At 53.3% G+C, this 16,601-nt stretch carries 14 protein-coding genes; 11 read left to right on the top strand and 3 right to left on the bottom strand.

The features are described from left to right. Positions 1-11: 11 nt before the first annotated feature. From INF86_RS14720 to INF86_RS14700, 5 genes are all read left to right on the top strand, one after another. Positions 12-1,070 carry a Gfo/Idh/MocA family protein gene (locus tag INF86_RS14720; protein ID WP_088581801.1) on the top strand — a complete coding sequence of 353 codons (1,059 nt, stop codon included), beginning with the start codon at positions 12-14 and terminating at the stop codon, positions 1,068-1,070. Beyond that, a complete protein-coding gene (locus INF86_RS14715) occupies positions 1,064-3,343 on the top strand; it encodes a glycoside hydrolase family 65 protein (protein WP_193543660.1) in 2,280 nt (759 codons plus the stop codon). Before INF86_RS14720 ends, INF86_RS14715 begins: the two co-directional genes overlap by 7 nt. Next, positions 3,333-3,998 carry a beta-phosphoglucomutase gene (gene pgmB, locus INF86_RS14710; protein ID WP_038416151.1) on the top strand — a complete coding sequence of 222 codons (666 nt, stop codon included), beginning with the start codon at positions 3,333-3,335 and terminating at the stop codon, positions 3,996-3,998. Before INF86_RS14715 ends, pgmB begins: the two co-directional genes overlap by 11 nt. A 13-nt stretch (positions 3,999-4,011) precedes the next feature. Then, a complete protein-coding gene (locus INF86_RS14705) occupies positions 4,012-5,094 on the top strand; it encodes an ABC transporter ATP-binding protein (RefSeq protein ID WP_022648294.1) in 1,083 nt (360 codons plus the stop codon). A gap of 66 nt (positions 5,095-5,160) precedes the next feature. Further along, positions 5,161-6,075, top strand: coding sequence for an OmpG family monomeric porin (locus tag INF86_RS14700; protein WP_193543659.1), 915 nt, complete (start codon positions 5,161-5,163; stop codon positions 6,073-6,075). Between the two features lie 33 nt (positions 6,076-6,108). Here the strand turns inward: INF86_RS14700 and INF86_RS14695 are convergent, their stop codons facing one another. Beyond that, positions 6,109-7,119 carry a LacI family DNA-binding transcriptional regulator gene (locus INF86_RS14695; RefSeq protein WP_022648292.1) on the bottom strand — a complete coding sequence of 337 codons (1,011 nt, stop codon included), beginning with the start codon at positions 7,117-7,119 and terminating at the stop codon, positions 6,109-6,111. A gap of 155 nt (positions 7,120-7,274) precedes the next feature. Here INF86_RS14695 and INF86_RS14690 point away from each other — a divergent pair, with 155 nt between their 5' ends. From INF86_RS14690 to tyrR, 3 genes are all read left to right on the top strand, one after another. Next, positions 7,275-8,672 (top strand): YcjX family protein, encoded by a 1,398-nt coding sequence (locus INF86_RS14690; RefSeq protein ID WP_022648291.1) that lies wholly within the window; start codon positions 7,275-7,277, stop codon positions 8,670-8,672. Further along, positions 8,669-9,721: a YcjF family protein gene (locus tag INF86_RS14685; protein WP_023306373.1), complete on the top strand. Its 1,053-nt coding sequence runs from the start codon at positions 8,669-8,671 to the stop codon at positions 9,719-9,721. Before INF86_RS14690 ends, INF86_RS14685 begins: the two co-directional genes overlap by 4 nt. A 111-nt stretch (positions 9,722-9,832) precedes the next feature. Continuing rightward, positions 9,833-11,374 (top strand): transcriptional regulator TyrR, encoded by a 1,542-nt coding sequence (gene tyrR / locus INF86_RS14680; RefSeq protein WP_022648289.1) that lies wholly within the window; start codon positions 9,833-9,835, stop codon positions 11,372-11,374. 34 nt (positions 11,375-11,408) lie between these two features. On the opposite strand, the gene tpx is transcribed toward tyrR, so the two are convergent. Further along, positions 11,409-11,915: a thiol peroxidase gene (gene tpx / locus INF86_RS14675; protein ID WP_003856889.1), complete on the bottom strand. Its 507-nt coding sequence runs from the start codon at positions 11,913-11,915 to the stop codon at positions 11,409-11,411. Between the two features lie 106 nt (positions 11,916-12,021). Here tpx and ycjG point away from each other — a divergent pair, with 106 nt between their 5' ends. Next, positions 12,022-12,987, top strand: coding sequence for an L-Ala-D/L-Glu epimerase (gene ycjG, locus INF86_RS14670; RefSeq protein ID WP_032624144.1), 966 nt, complete (start codon positions 12,022-12,024; stop codon positions 12,985-12,987). Here the strand turns inward: ycjG and mpaA are convergent. After that, positions 12,978-13,691 (bottom strand): murein tripeptide amidase MpaA, encoded by a 714-nt coding sequence (gene mpaA, locus INF86_RS14665; protein ID WP_022648287.1) that lies wholly within the window; start codon positions 13,689-13,691, stop codon positions 12,978-12,980. The two genes, ycjG and mpaA, sit on opposite strands and share 10 nt — an antisense overlap. Positions 13,692-13,874: 183 nt before the next feature. On the opposite strand from mpaA, the gene INF86_RS14660 reads away from it, so the two are divergent. Both INF86_RS14660 and tssB read left to right on the top strand, forming a co-directional pair. Beyond that, complete coding sequence (locus INF86_RS14660) at positions 13,875-15,491, top strand: ABC transporter substrate-binding protein (RefSeq protein ID WP_022648286.1); 1,617 nt, start codon at positions 13,875-13,877, stop codon at positions 15,489-15,491. Between the two features lie 612 nt (positions 15,492-16,103). Continuing rightward, positions 16,104-16,595 carry a type VI secretion system contractile sheath small subunit gene (gene tssB / locus INF86_RS14655; protein ID WP_023300236.1) on the top strand — a complete coding sequence of 164 codons (492 nt, stop codon included), beginning with the start codon at positions 16,104-16,106 and terminating at the stop codon, positions 16,593-16,595. The last annotated feature ends 6 nt before the right edge of the window (positions 16,596-16,601 follow it).

Below are 16,601 nucleotides of genomic sequence, written 5' to 3'. Positions count from 1 at the left end.
GGATGACGAGCGTGATGAGTGCTTCTACACCTTTGCCTCTGCGCGTCGCCATCATTGGCGCCGGGCAGGTTGCAGACAAAGTGCATGCCTCGTATTACGCCACGCGCAGTGATGTTCAAATGGTGGCTGTCATGGACAGCCGCCTTGAGCAGGCACAGGCGTTCGCGGAACGTTATGCCATTCCATCGGCATGGCAGGACGCTCACGAGATGTTGCAGAAAGTAAAACCGGATGTGGTGAGCGTCTGTTCGCCTAACCGGTTCCATTTTGAACATGTGATGGCGGCTCTCGAAGCGGGTTGCCATGTGATGTGTGAAAAGCCGCCGGCAATGACGCCGGAACAGGCCGACCAGATGCGCATCGCGGCGCGCAAGGCAGGAAAAGTCCTTGCGTATGATTTTCATCATCGCTTTGCCCTGGACACCCAGCTCCTGCGCGATGCGGTAATGAATGGCACACTCGGTGAAATTTACTTCACTTCCGCGCAGGCGCTGCGTCGCTGCGGTGTGCCGGGGTGGGGCGTTTTCACCAATAAATCGCTCCAGGGTGGCGGGCCGCTTATCGATATCGGCATTCATATGCTGGATGCTGCGATGTACGTGTTGGGCTTCCCGGCTGTGAAGCGGGTAACCGCACACAGCTTCCAGAGACTGGGGAACCGGAAACACACCGGTCAGTTTGGCGAATGGGATCCTACGCAGTTTACCGTGGAAGATGCCCTGTTTGGCACGATTGAATTCTGCAACGGCGGCGTTCTGCGTCTGGACACCTCCTTTGCGCTTAACATCCGCGAGCAGTCCATCATGAACGTCTCTTTCTGCGGTGATAAGGCAGGCGCAACGCTGTTCCCGGCGCATATCTATAACGACGAAGCCGGTGTTTTAGAAACCCTTATCCATCGTGAAGAGGCGGACGATCAGCGCCATCTGCGCAGTATGGATGCCTTCGTGCGTCATGTGCTGGGAGAGCACGTTATGATCGCTGACGCAGAACAGGGTCTGGTTATACAACAGCTTGTTGCCGCGCTTTATGAATCAGCAGAAACAGGGGAAAGCGTGACATTATGCTGAACGTGTCTGTATTAAACGATCCGGGCTTTTGTCCTCACAGCCTGAACAAATATGCCTCTGTCATGACATGCGGGAATGGCTACATGGGCATTCGCGCTACGCATGAAGAAGATTACACCCAGCAGACCAGAGGCATGTATCTCGCGGGGCTTTATCATTGCGCGGGTCGCAACGAGACTACTGAGCTGGTCAATCTGCCGGATATCACCGGTATTGATGTTGAGCTTGATGGCGTCAATTTCACGCTCCTGTCAGGCGAAATTCTTGAATGGCAGCGCGAGCTGGCCTTTGCTAACGGCGAACTGCATCGCAACGTTGTCTGGCGTGCACCCGACGGGAAACGTTATCGGCTGGAGAGCCGTCGTTTTGTTTCGCTGGACCAGTTGCCCTTAGTGGCAATGCAGTTCTCGATCACACCGCTTGATGGCGACGCTCAGGCCGTGCTGAAAACCGGCATAGATGCGACACAAACGAACAGCGGCAGACAGCATCTGGATGAAATCTCGGTCAGGATCTTTGACCAGCACTACATGCAGGGCGTGTATGAAACGCAGGACCGTGCATCTGAGGTTGTGGTTTCGGCGTATTGCCAGCTCACGACGAAAAGCGACAGCTGTTTCACCGCCAAAAACCGCCGTCTCAGCGTGCATCATTCGCTGACGATTGCTCGGGGTGACACTGTCACGCTTGAGAAGATCGTCTGGGTGGCTCATCGTAGCGAGAAAGCGCTGTCGCAGGAGTCATTCGCGCGCAACGCGCTGGCCGATCTTAAAGTCTGTGCGGCAAGAGGTTATGAGGCGTTGCTTGAAAGCTCAGCGTATGCCTGGAAAGATGTCTGGCGCGACGCACGTGTGGAAGTGACTTCCACAGAGCAACAGGATCAGCTGGCGCTGGATTACGCCGTCTGGCATCTGACGACAATGACGCCTGCTCATGATGAGCGAAGCAGTATTGCGGCGAAAGGGCTGACGGGTGAGGGGTACAAGGGGCACGTCTTCTGGGATACCGAAATTTTCCTGCTGCCGTTCCATCTGTTTACCCGCCCGCAGATTGCCCGCAGCCTGCTACGCTATCGTTGGCTTAATCTGGCAGGCGCACGGGAAAAAGCGCGCCGTAACGGTTGGCCGGGTGCATTGTTCCCGTGGGAAAGTGCGGCCAGCGGACAGGAAGAGACGCCAGAATTCGCGGCCATTAACATCCGCACCGGGGTTCGCCAGAAGGTGGCTTCCGCACTCGCTGAACATCACATCGTAGCTGATATCGCCTGGGCCGTGGTCGCTTACTGGCAGGCGACACACGACGATGCCTTTATGCGAAATGAGGGACTGACGCTACTGATGGAAACCGCTTCGTTCTGGATGGGACGCGCGACGGAAATCAATGGTCGTCTTGAGATCCATGACGTGATCGGACCGGATGAATACACCGAGCATGTCAACAACAACGCCTACACCAACTATCTGGCCTGGCACAACGTTGCCTGCGCGCGTCAGTTTATGGCGATGTTTGGCCGTGAAGATGCGCGTTTTACGGAGAATGCCGGGAAGTTCCTGGCGCGCCTGTGGCTGCCAGAGGCCGACGCAGACGGTGTGATCCCGCAGGATGATACCTTCATGGCAAAACCTGCCATCGATCTGAGCCGCTATAAAGCCAAAGCGGGTAAGCAAACCATTCTGCTTGATTACTCTCGCGCGGAAGTGAACGAGATGCAGATCCTGAAGCAGGCCGATGTGGTGATGCTTAACTACCTGCTGCCGGAACGGTTTACGCCGCAGCAATGTGCCGCCAATCTGGCGTTCTACGAGCCACGCACGATTCATGATTCATCCCTGAGTAAAGCCATTCACGGCATTGTGCTCGCACGCTGCGGTGACACCGAGGGGGCGTATGCCTTCTGGCGTGACGGTATCGCCATCGACCTGGGGGACGACCCACACAGCAGTGATGACGGTATTCATGCCGCCGCCACCGGTGCGATCTGGTTGGGCGCTATTCAGGGGTTTGCTGGCCTGCACATTAGCGAAGGGGAGCTGCATCTTGCACCGAAACTGCCTGTTCACTGGCATAAACTCGCCTTCCCGCTGCGGTGGCGGGACGCAACAATGCACATTACCTGTGAAAATGACCAGTTAACCATTGAGACTACCGCACCTGTCACGTTGACGCTGTGGGGTAAAACGCTGCACGTATCAGGGCGAAAAGTCTGCGCGCATAAGGACTTTCTTGCACCTGTTAATGGGACCGCTACCACGGAGGGGCGCCATGACGCTTAACGCTGTTGTATTCGATCTGGACGGGGTGATCACCGATACCGCGCATCTTCACTTTCTGGCCTGGCGCGCCGTGGCGGAGGAGATTGGTATTACCTTCGATGAAGTATTTAACGAACAGCTGAAGGGAATAAGCCGAATGGACTCCCTCCAGCGCATTCTGAAACATGGCGGGAAAGAGGGGATGTTCAGTGACGAGCAGCGCCTGGCGCTGGCGACGAAAAAAAACGCGCTTTACGTCCAGTCGCTGGCATCACTGACGCAGGATTCGCTGCTCCCGGGTATTCGCGACGTGCTGGCGGATATTCGCGCCGCGAAGGTCAAAATTGGGCTGGCATCCGTATCGCTTAATGCCCCTGGGATTTTGCACGCGTTGGGTATTCATCAGGCTTTCGATTTTTGCGCCGATGCTTCGCGCATTTGCCGCTCAAAGCCGGACCCGGAGATCTTCTTTGCAGCCTGTAAAGGACTGAACGTGCGTCCTGAAGAGGCCATTGGTATCGAAGATGCCGCCGCAGGGGTAGATGCGATCAACGCCGCAGGAATGCTGTCGGTCGGGATTGGGCCTGGCCTGAACCATGCGGGATTACAACTTCATTCAACGCAGGAACTGACCTGGGAACGCCTGACGGCGTTCTGGGCATCCCGGGCGTATTGATAAGGAATTAATAATGGCTCAACTGTCTCTGAAACACATTCAGAAAATCTATGATAACCAGGTCCACGTGGTTAAGGATTTCAATCTCGAGATTGAAGATAAAGAATTTATCGTCTTCGTCGGTCCATCGGGCTGTGGGAAATCCACGACGCTGCGAATGATTGCCGGCCTTGAGGAGATCAGCGCAGGTGAACTGATTATTGACGGGGTTTGTATGAATGATGTTCCCGCCAAGTCCCGTGATATCGCAATGGTCTTCCAGAACTATGCGCTCTATCCGCATATGACGGTCTACGACAACATGGCGTTTGGTCTGAAGATGCAAAAAATAGCACCTTCCATCATCGAAGAACGTGTTAGCTGGGCGGCCCAGATCCTGGGTTTACGCGACTATCTCCAGCGTAAACCTGGCGCATTGTCAGGTGGTCAGCGTCAGCGCGTGGCGTTAGGCAGGGCGATAGTGCGTGAAGCAGGGGTCTTCCTGATGGATGAACCGCTGTCAAACCTCGATGCCAAGCTTCGTGTACAGATGCGCGCTGAAATCAGCAAGCTGCACCAGAAGCTCAACACCACCATGATTTACGTGACGCACGATCAGACGGAAGCCATGACGATGGCGACCCGTATTGTGATTTTAAAAGACGGCATCATTCAGCAGGTGGGCGCGCCGAAGCAGGTTTACAACGAGCCGGCGAATATGTTCGTTGCAGGCTTTATTGGTTCACCTGCGATGAACTTCATTCGTGGCGCGATCGACGACAGATATTTCGTGACGGAAACGCTGCGTCTGGAGATCCCGGAGGAGAAGCTGGCCGTACTGAATGCGCAAGGTTACCAGCGCAAAGCGGTCGTCTTTGGGATCCGTCCGGAAGACATTCTCACGCTACAGCGCAGCGGTGAAAACATCGCGGCGAAGATCAGCGTCGCTGAGCTGACTGGGGCAGAATTTATGCTTTATGCCAACGTGGGCGGGCATGAACTGGTTGTCCGTGCGGGAGCGGCGGATGATTACGTTGCAGGAGATAATATCGGCATCCAGTTCGATATGAGTAAGTGCCATTTCTTCGATGCTGATACTGAAGCAGCTATTAGATAAGAAAGGTATTCGCCGGAAATGAAAGTTTCCGGTTTTTTTGTATGTTAATTATAAAGGAATATTTTAATGAGTACTCTACTAAGAAGTGCTGCGCTCGTTCTGTGCGCAGGGGTAAGCTGCGCGCAAGCAACAGAGTCAACCAAACAGTGGGAATTTAATATTGGTGCCATGTATGAAATTGAAAACGTCGAAGGTCAGGGCGACGATAAAGATGGATTATATGAACCTTCCGTGTGGTTTAACGCCACATATGATGCGTGGACAATTTCACTGGCGATGTATCAGGAAGGCCCGGTTGATTACAGCAGCATGACGCGCGGCACCTATTTCGATCGTCCTGAATTTGAATTACGGTATCGCTTCATGGGCACAGAGGATTTTACGCTGGGTCTTACGGGCGGTTTCCGTAATTATGGATATCATTTTAAAGATGAGCACGGTGCGAAAGACGGTAGTGCTAATATGCAGCGCTATAAAATTCAGCCTGACTGGGATGTGAAATTAACAGATGACTGGCGTTTTGGCGGTTGGTTTGCCATGTACCAGTTTGCGAATGACCTGGGAAAAACCGGTTATTCTGACAGCCGCGTCGAAACGGAAACCGGATTTACCTGGACAATAAACGAAACCGTCTCTGCAAAAGTTAACTACTATTTAGAGCGTGGCTTCAATATGGACAGTTCACGTAATAACGGTGAATTCTCCACCCAGGAGATTCGTGCCTACCTGCCTGTTTCATTAGGCCAGACAACGCTTACACCTTACACCCGTCTGGGGCTCGATCGCTGGTCAAACTGGGACTGGCAGAACGATCCAACTCGTGAAGGGCATGACTTCAATCGACTGGGTCTGCTCTATGCTTATGACTTTGCGAATGGCCTTTCAATGACGCTCGAGTATGCCTACGAATGGGAAAATCATGACGAAGGCGAGAGCGACCGCTTCCACTATGCGGGTGTCGGCGTCAATTACGCGTTCTGATGACGTTATACCAGGGGCGTTTGCCCCTGGTTTTTAGCGTAACGAAGCTGCATCTGAAAAATGTGTTTCAACCAATACCTTATGCGGCGCAGGTTTATCCGCAATGCACCTGAACAACAAATCGCAGCTCTCTTCGCCCAGCTTTTTCGTGGGGATATCAAAGCCGCCTGGTGCAGGGGTTAAAATGAGAGATAGCATCGGGTCGCTGTATCCTGCCATTGCGACCTGTTCCGGGATCGCCAGATTTAGCGCATCCGCAGCACGATAAAGACTCAGCAATTTCATGCTGTCAGTCGCAAAAACCGCATCGGGCGGGTTGTCTGAGGAGAGTAGCTGGCAGGCCGCCTGAAGCGCGCTTTCATGGGTATAGCCGCCATCGATAACCCAGGTCGGGTTAATTTCGATGCCGTGTTTCTCAAGGCTGAATTTATAACCCGCCAGGCGATCGATAGAGACGTGATAATCGAGCGGGGCATGCAGGCAGGCAATTTTGGTGCGGCCATGCGTGATAAACGAGTCTGTTAATATGGCGCTGTCGCGGAAATTATCCGTGTCGACAGAATAGATATTCTGGTAATTTCCTTCCACTTTACCAATGACGACCACAGGCACACCGTATTCATCCAGCGTCGAGAAAAACGACTCGTTCGCCGGCGAGCTTAGCATGATGATGCCTTTGATCATCTTCTGCTTTATTTTACCCACGCATTTTTGCAGATCATCTTCACTGCTTTTGGACGTTTGTAAAATAACATCAAAACCTTCTTCTTCTGCTTTTGCCGTAATGGCATGCAGTACATCTGAGAAAAAGGGATTTCCTGCAGTGGTCTTGGTTGAGCGGGTCGAAATAACCATAATGGCGTCGAAGCCAGAAGAGGTGAGTGCGCGGGCAAGTTTATTAGGTTGGTAATTTAACTCATCTATCGCCTTCAACACCTTTTCACGCGCTTCAGGAGAAATATTCGTTTGTTTATTCAGAACGCGTGACACGGTTGATTTCGAAACGCCAGCAACGCGGGCAATATCATAGATGGTGGGTGACATACACCTTACTCACTCCAGACGGACAGCAATTGCGTCCATCTTACTGGAGAGAAAACGGCAATAGCAATAATTAAGAATTGATAATCAACGATCTGCCCCAATTTACTGTATTCTGAAGTGACTTTGTTCAGGGTTCCAGACAATGAAGGACGGCGATGAAGCGACTTAAAAACGAATTCAATTCTCTGGTGAACCGTGGCGTTGATCGCCATCTGCGTCTTGCCGTTACCGGGCTGAGCCGCAGCGGTAAGACGGCATTCATTACGGCGATGGTCAATCAGCTGTTGAACCTGCATGCTGGGGCGCGCCTGCCACTGCTTAGCGCGGTTCGCGAGGAGCGATTGTTAGGCGTAAAACGCGTACCGCAACGTGATTTTGGCATCCCCCGTTTCACCTATGATGAAGGTCTGGCACAGTTATACGGGGAGCCTCCCGCCTGGCCCACCCCGACGCGTGGCGTGAGCGAAATTCGCCTTGCGCTTCGTTTTCGCTCGAATGAATCCCTGATGCGTCACTTTAAAGAAACGTCCACGCTGTATCTCGAAATTGTGGATTATCCGGGAGAATGGCTGCTCGATTTACCGATGCTGGCGCAGGATTACCTGAGCTGGTCCCGACAGATGACCGGTCTGTTGCAGGGGCAGCGGGCAGAGTGGTCGACCAAATGGCGCCAGCTTTGCGAAGGGCTGGATCCGCTGGCGCCGGCGGATGAAAACCGTCTGGCCGTCATAGCCCAGGCCTGGACGGATTACCTGCATCAGTGCAAGCAGGAGGGGCTGCATTTTATTCAGCCGGGCCGTTTTGTTCTGCCGGGAGATCTAGCCGGTGCTCCCGCGCTACAGTTTTTCCCGTGGCCGGACGTTGACCGCATCGGCGAATCGAAGCTGGCGCAGGCAGACAAGACCACCAACGCCGGTATGCTCCGCGAGCGATACAATTATTACTGTGAGAAGGTGGTTAAGGGTTTTTATAAAAATCATTTTTTACGCTTTGACCGCCAGATCGTGCTGGTGGACTGCCTGCAACCCCTCAACAGCGGGCCGCAGGCGTTCAATGATATGCGGCTGGCGCTGACGCAGCTGATGCAAAGTTTTCATTATGGCCAGCGTACGCTGTTTCGCCGTTTATTCTCGCCGGTCATCGACAAGCTGCTGTTTGCCGCCACAAAAGCTGATCATGTGACGGTCGATCAGCACGCCAACATGGTATCCCTGCTGCAACAGCTGGTGCAGGATGCCTGGCAGAACGCGGCGTTCGAAGGGATTAGTATGGATTGTCTGGGTCTGGCGTCCGTACAGGCTACACAGAGTGGGTTGATTGACGTGAATGGCGAGAAAATTCCGGCCCTGCGGGGCAACCGACTCAGCGACGGTGAGCCGCTCACGGTCTATCCGGGCGAAGTTCCCCCGCGTTTGCCGGGCCAGGCTTTCTGGCAAAGCCAGGGTTTTCAGTTCGAAGACTTCCGTCCGCAGAGCATGAACGTTGACCAGCCATTGCCGCATATCCGTCTGGATGCCGCGCTGGAGTTTTTAATTGGAGATAAATTGCGATGACGGAACCGTTAAAACCCCGCATTGATTTTACCGGCCAGCTTGAGCAGTCCCCGCATGAGGCGTTTAAAACAGCGCAAACCTTCAGCGGTCCGCAGGCCGACAACTTTGCTCCCGTGCTGGCAGAGGAGCCGTTGGTTGAAGAGGGGCAGGCGGAAGCGGTCGTTGATGCGGCACTGCGCCCGAAACGCAGCCTGTGGCGTAAGATGGTGACCGCCGGGTTAGCCCTTTTTGGTGTGAGCGTAATTGGTCAGGGCGTGCAGTGGGGCGTCAATGCCTGGCAAACCCAGGACTGGGTAGCGCTGGGGGGATGCGCCGCCGGGGCGTTGATCGTTGGTGCGGGCGTCGGCTCGGTCGTGACCGAGTGGCGTCGCCTCTGGCGTCTGCGTCAGCGTGCGCACGAACGCGATGAAGCGCGGGATCTGCTGCACAGCCACGGCACCGGAAAAGGGCGTGCTTTTTGTGAAAAGCTTGCGGCTCAGGCCGGGATAGATCACTCTCACCCGGCGCTTCAGCGCTGGTATGCGGCGATCCACGAAACCCAGAATGACCAGGAAGTGGTCACGCTCTATGCGCACATTGTTCAGCCGGTACTGGATGCGCAGGCTCGTCGTGAGATCAGCCGCTCGGCGGCGGAATCCACCCTGATGATTGCCGTCAGTCCGCTGGCGATGGTGGACATGGCCTTTATCGCCTGGCGCAACCTGCGCCTGATCAACCGCATCGCCAGGCTGTATGGCATTGAGCTTGGCTATTACAGCCGACTGCGCCTGTTCAAACTGGTGTTGCTGAATATCGCCTTCGCCGGGGCAAGCGAACTGGTGCGGGAGGTCGGGATGGACTGGATGTCGCAGGATCTTGCGGCGCGTCTCTCTGCCCGGGCGGCGCAGGGGATTGGTGCCGGTCTGCTGACGGCACGCTTAGGAATCAAAGCGATGGAGGTTTGTCGTCCACTCCCCTGGATCGATGGCGATAAGCCGCGGCTGGGGGATTTCCGTCGCGAATTGATTGGTCAGCTTAAAGAGACGCTCAATAAAAAACCTGCTCAGTGAGGTTTCGTTTACTAATCGTGCGGGCTGTCAATATTTGTTGACAGCCACCTTCCCGAATACCGTGATCTGACATATCATTTTACTGTTATTGGCTTAAACGGTGAATTTCCCATGCGTCTGGAAGTCTTTTGTGAGGACCGTCTCGGTCTGACCCGCGAGTTACTCGATCTTCTTGTTTTACGTAGCATTGATTTACGTGGCATAGAGATCGACCCTGTCGGGCGAATTTACCTCAATTTTGCCGAAATTGAATTTAATACCTTCAGTAGCCTGATGGCCGAAATCCGCCGTATCGCTGGCGTTACGGATGTACGCACCATCCCCTGGATGCCATCCGAGCGGGAACACCTTGCGCTGAGCGCACTGCTGGAAGCAATGCCGGAGCCGTTTCTCTCTCTCGATCTGAAAAACAAAGTCGAGCGCGTTAACCAGGCCAGTTGCCAGCTGTTTGCGCAGACTCAGGAAAAGCTTATCGGTCATTACGCCACGCAATTGATCCCAGGTTTTAATTTCCAGCGCTGGCTGGACAGCAACCCGCAAAATACCCATAGCGAGCACGTCGTCATCAATGGACAGAATTTCCTGATGGAGATCACGCCGGTCTACCTGAAAGGGGAAAATGCCGCGCGGGTGCTCACCGGCGCGGTAATCATGCTGCGCTCCACGGTGCGCATGGGACGCCAGTTACAGAACCTTTCCAGCCAGGACGTCGGCGCATTCAGCCAGATTATTGCGGTGAGCCCGAAGATGCGTCACGTGCTCGACCAGGCGCGCAAGCTGGCAAATCTTACGGCACCGCTGCTGATTACCGGGGATACCGGTACGGGGAAAGATCTGCTGGCGCATGCTGTGCATATGGCCAGCCCGCGTGCGGCAAAACCGTATCTGGCGCTGAACTGCGCGTCTATTCCTGAAGATGCGGTGGAAAGTGAACTGTTCGGGCATGCGCCGGAAGGCAAAAAAGGCTTCTTTGAACAGGCGAATGGCGGCTCGGTGTTGCTGGACGAGATTGGTGAAATGTCGCCACGCATGCAGGCGAAACTGCTGCGTTTTCTCAATGACGGCACGTTCCGCCGCGTGGGGGAAGATCATGAAGTGCACGTGGATGTTCGCGTCATCTGCGCCACCCAGAAAAACCTGGTGGAGCTGGTGCAGAAAGGGGTATTCCGCGAAGATCTCTACTATCGTCTCAACGTTCTGACGCTTAATATTCCGCCGCTGCGCGATTGCCCGCAGGACATCATGCCGTTGACGGAACTGTTCGTCGCCCGTTTTGCCGACGAGCAGGGCGTGCCGCGTCCGAAGCTCTCTGCCGACCTGGGTACCGTGCTGACGCGTTACGGCTGGCCGGGCAATATTCGTCAGCTAAAAAATGCGGTCTATCGCGCATTAACTCAGCTTGAAGGGTATGAACTGCGTCCTCAGGATATTCTCTTGCCGGATTACGATGCCGGGACGGTCTCGGTAGGCGAAGAGGCAATGGAAGGCTCGCTGGATGACATCACCAGCCGTTTCGAGCGTTCGGTGTTAACGCAGCTTTATCGCAGCTATCCGAGCACGCGCAAGCTGGCTAAACGTCTTGGGGTGTCACATACCGCGATTGCGAATAAGCTGCGCGAGTATGGGTTAAATCAGAAGAAGGGTGACGAATAAATAAAAAAGCCTCTTTGCAGAGGCTTTTTTACGTTTAGGCTTTAAGCGCCTCAAGTGCAGCGGTGTAATCCGGTTCGGTAGTGATTTCGTTAACCAGCTCACTGAAAACAACGTTGTCGTTTTCGTCGATCACCAGCACCGCACGAGCAGCCAGACCCTTCAGCGCGCCTTCGGAAATGGCAACACCGTATTTTTCCAGGAAATCCGGGCTGCGCAGAGTGGAAAGGGTGATGACGTTGCTCAGGCCTTCAGCGCCGCAGAAGCGGGACTGGGCAAACGGCAGGTCAGCAGAAATGCACAGCACTACGGTGTTATCCATTTCGGTCGCCAGCTGGTTGAATTTACGCACTGATGCAGCACAAACGCCAGTATCGATGCTTGGGAAAATGTTCAGGACTTTACGTTTGCCAGCAAACTGGCTCAGCGTGACGTCAGACAGATCTTTAGCCACCAGAGTAAAAGGCTGTGCTTTGCTGCCAGACTGTGGGATGGAACCTGCAACAGCAACCGGGTTGCCCTGGAAATGAACGAGTTGTGACATAGATATCTTCCTGTTTACAAATAGTTAACGTCGTGGCTAGTGTATGTCATCCGCAGTTAGCACGGCAAACCAATTTTCTGCCTTTCCGGCCTGCAAGGAGTCAGTGATGAGAAGCGTTAAGGTCTATGAAGAAGCCTGGCCATTGCACACCCCGTTTGTGATCTCGCGTGGCAGCCGTAATGAGGCCTGTGTGGTCGTGGTTGAATGTGAAGAGGACGGCGTAAAAGGCGTCGGGGAATGTACCCCTTATCCTCGCTACGGAGAAAGCCTGGCGTCAGTCATGGCGCAAATTATGACGGTGGTGCCCGAGTTGCAGGCGGGCCTGACGCGTGAGGCTCTTCAGCAGAGGTTGCCGGCCGGAGCGGCACGTAACGCGATTGACTGCGCACTCTGGAGTCTGGAAGCGGCGAAACAACAAAAACCGCTACCTTCGCTGCTGGACGTTACGCTGCCGCAATCGATCGTCACCGCGCAAACGGTGGTCATTGGTGAACCAGAGCAAATGGCCGCCAGCGCTCAGGCGTTGTATGCCACCGGTGCAACCTTATTAAAGTTGAAGCTCGACGATCGTCTGATTAGCGAACGCATGGTCGCCATTCGTGCGGCGGTACCTGATGCCACCCTTATCGTCGATGCGAACGAATCATGGCACAGCGAAGGGCTGGCAGCCCGTTGTCAGCTACTTGCCGATCTGGGCGTTGCCATGCTGGAGCAGCCTCTCCCGGCAGAAGACGATGCCGCGCTGGCGAATTTTATTCATCCGCTTCCCGTCTGTGCAGACGAAAGCTGTCATACCCGTGAGAGCCTGTCAGCCCTCAAGGGCCGCTACGAGATGGTGAACATCAAGCTGGATAAAACGGGTGGGTTAACCGAGGCCCTGTCACTGGCAAAGGATGCGCAGGCGCAAGGCTTTTCCCTGATGCTGGGCTGTATGTTGTGCACGTCCAGAGCGATCGGTGCTGCACTCCCGCTGGTGAACAGCGTGCGTTTTGCCGATCTGGATGGCCCAACCTGGCTGGCGGTTGACGTTTCACCCGCCCTGAGTTTTACCTCCGGCGTACTTCATCTTTGAGGCTGCCAGCGCAAAAGATCTGTCATCGCTCTGAGGTATTTTTCACTCGCTTCATCCGAGGAAATAGGCGGAAACTCTGCAGTGATACAGTGAAGACTGAGGTCCGCGCACCAGCTGCCAAACGACCCGGGCGTTTCATACCCGACGCTGGTTACCAGAGGTAGAGCAAACGCATCCGCCAGCCACTGCCCGAGCGCTGTATGACGAGGATCTTCAATACAGGCGAGGGGATCGTGGAAAGAGACAACCCAGGCCGGGTGGATCTTATGAATAAGCTGGCACAGAGCCTGGGTTTCGGGCTCGGAACCCGGTTTTTCTCCCGTAAGCAGGACCACATCTCGTTCCTGCGCCGAACTGTTCCAGCGATACACCGTTTCACCGGCACGCCAGTTTGCTGCCGGAAAGTTCCTGTTAAGGTCAACGCCTCGTGCATTCGCCCGTAATCCAAGCTGGCATCCGTCCGGGTTGACGGTCAAAATCACATGATGTCGTCGTAAATCGGGGGCCAGCGTACGTAGCGCGCACGAAAGCGTCACGATGGACGAGTTTTCATCGCCATGTGTGCCCGCAATGATTAAGCCGCTAGTGCGATCGGGCTCGGGAGCCGGAAACCAGATCAGTGGGGCGCCTAAAAATGAGCGGCCATAATGTTCAGTCCCGGGCGGGAAGGCGCCGCGTTCCGTTCTTGGTCGGGTGGTTGCCATAATAAACCCTGATGATGAAGTCGCTTCTGGCAGTGTTGTGCAAAACCCGCGCTTAATCAAATAGTTTCCGTCTGTGTGTAAAATTGCCTGACATCAACTTTCCTGAGGAAGCATTTGCATTTCTCCGTTTCGAAACAAATAATTACGCATCTGCCTGTTACCTGACATCATTAAGGGGATCGTATGAAGCATCCTGTTTCGCTTCTTTGTACTGCGCTGTGGCTGTGCGGGTTTTCTTCACTTTCATATGCCGCGGAGGTTCCCAGGGGAACGGAGCTGGCGCAAAAGCAGGAGCTGGTTCGACACATTAAAGATGAACCCGCCTCGCTCGATCCGGCAAAAGCGGTGGGTTTACCCGAGATACAGGTGATCCGCGACCTTTATGAAGGGCTGGTGAATCAGAACGAAAAAGGGGAGCTGGTTCCCGGCGTGGCGACGCGCTGGCAGAGCAACGATAACCGTGTCTGGACGTTTACGTTGCGGGATAACGCGAAGTGGTCTGACGGTACCCCTGTGACGGCACAAGATTTTGTCTACAGCTGGCGTCGTCTGGTTGATCCTAAAACTACGTCACCTTTCGCCTGGTTTGCAGCGCTGGCGGGTATTAATAATGCGCAGGCCATTATCGATGGTAAAGCTGCACCGGAAACGCTCGGCGTGACGGCAGTCGATGCTAAAACGCTGCGCGTGCAGCTGGATAAACCGCTGCCATGGTTCAGCAACCTCACGGCTAGCTTTGCGTTCTATCCTGTTCAAAAGGCAAACGTGGAAAGCGGTAAAGAATGGACGCGCCCTGGCGCGCTCATCGGCAACGGTGCGTATGTGCTGAAAGATCGCGTGGTGAATGAAAAACTGGTGGTTGAGCCGAATACTCACTACTGGGATAACGCCAACACGGTGCTTAAAAAAGTCACCTTTGTGCCAATCAACCAGGAGTCCTCAGCGACCAAACGCTACCTGGCGGGCGACATTGATATTACGGAATCATTTCCGAAAAACATGTACCAGAAGCTGCTTAAAGATATTCCGGGACAGGTTTATACACCGCCACAGCTTGGGACCTATTACTACGCGTTTAACACACAAAAAGGCCCAACTGCGGATGCCCGCGTACGTCTGGCGCTCAGCATGACTATCGACAGACGTATTATGGCGGAAAAAGTCCTGGGAACCGGTGAGAAACCGGCCTGGCATTTCACTCCCGATGTCACTGCCGGTTTTACACCGGAAATCTCGCCATTTGAGCAGATGTCGCAGCAGGAGCTAAACGCTCAGGCGAAAACGTTATTACAGGCAGCAGGCTATGGTCCCCAGCGCCCGCTGAAATTAACGCTGCTGTACAACACGTCTGAAAACCACCAGAAAATCGCCATTGCCGTCGCATCTATGTGGAAGAAAAATCTGGGTGTTGACGTTAAGTTGCAGAATCAGGAATGGAAGACCTACATCGACAGCCGCAATACCGGGAATTTCGACGTGATCCGTGCGTCGTGGGTAGGGGATTACAATGAGCCGTCGACATTCCTGTCGCTGCTGACGTCCTCTCACACCGGCAACATCTCACGGTTCAACGACCCTGCTTACGATAAGATTATTCATCAGGCGACGCTCGAAACCACTGAAAAAGCGCGTAATGCAGACTACAACATGGCCGAGAAGATCCTCGCCGAGAAAGCGCCGATAGCCCCTATTTATCAATACACCAATGGCCGCCTCATTAAGCCCTGGGTTAAAGGGTATCCGATAAATAACCCAGAGGATGTTGCGTACAGTCGTACAATGTATATTGAAAAGCATTAAAAAAACAGGAAAGGCGCTTAAGTGGTTTTGGCAAATAGCTATACATCGCTTAAGCGCCTGAACACACGGTTCATGGTACCTACAGGCTAGTTATTATCAAAATTCCTTTCATAAAAAATCATTTATTCTTTTGATGAATGCTTCGAGCGACATCTCTTTTCCAGTTTATTGAAAAGCGTGCAAGCATTTATACATCCTCCATGTAATAGCTTGATTCCTGCTATTTAAAACCTGACTTTTGTCCGATATAGGATTTTTCCATATTCAGGAGGTTTATTGAATAAGATGATATGTCTCTGCGATTTTGCAGCTGATGCTTAGATCAGCATTGATATAAATCAATTATTCAACGACAGGTGGCAATGAATTCAATATTCTCTATCAAGGCAGACGTTCCTGCTAATCTATTGTGAATAAATGGTTAATACTTTCTGCGTGCCACTTATATCTGGAATTTATAAATACTAGTGATTAGTGGAAAATTCTTAAGAAAAATCCATATGCAGATCTTTGATCTGAAAAGTTGATCATGAATGGGCTTTTGCTCTAATATGGTTTTGTAAAGACCCGTCACTCACTTAACTCGTATTTCTTGCAAAGAAAGGGACTGCTATGGCCGATTCATTTCAGAATGAGGTGCCCAAGGCACGCATAAATTTAAAGCTGGCGCTGCATACAGGCGGCGCGCAGAAGAAAGTCGAACTGCCGCTTAAACTTCTCACTGTCGGCGATTTCAGTAATGGAAAAGAGAATCGTCCATTGTCCGAAAGGAAGAAAATCAACGTCAACAAAAATAACTTTAATAGCGTACTTTCGGAATTTAACCCGGAGGTTAATCTGACGGTGCCTAACACCATGGCTGTCGATGGTTCGGAGGAAAGTATAAAACTGAATTTCTCCGATATTAAGGATTTCGAACCTGAACAGGTTGCCCGCCAGATCCCCCAGCTCCGCGCCATGCTGGCCATGCGTAATTTATTACGCGACCTCAAATCCAATCTTCTTGATAACGCCACTTTCAGAAAAGAACTCGAGAAAATTCTTAAGGACCCGGCGCTGTCTCAGGAATTACGCGACGAAATGAGTGCACTGGCCCCGAAATAAGCGGCA

The sequence above is a fragment of the Enterobacter cloacae complex sp. I1M genome (assembly GCF_014982425.1).
GTDB lineage: Bacteria > Pseudomonadota > Gammaproteobacteria > Enterobacterales > Enterobacteriaceae > Enterobacter > Enterobacter intestinihominis.
Note: the sequence above shows the minus strand (reverse complement) of the source record. Positions and strands in the feature narration are given on the sequence as shown.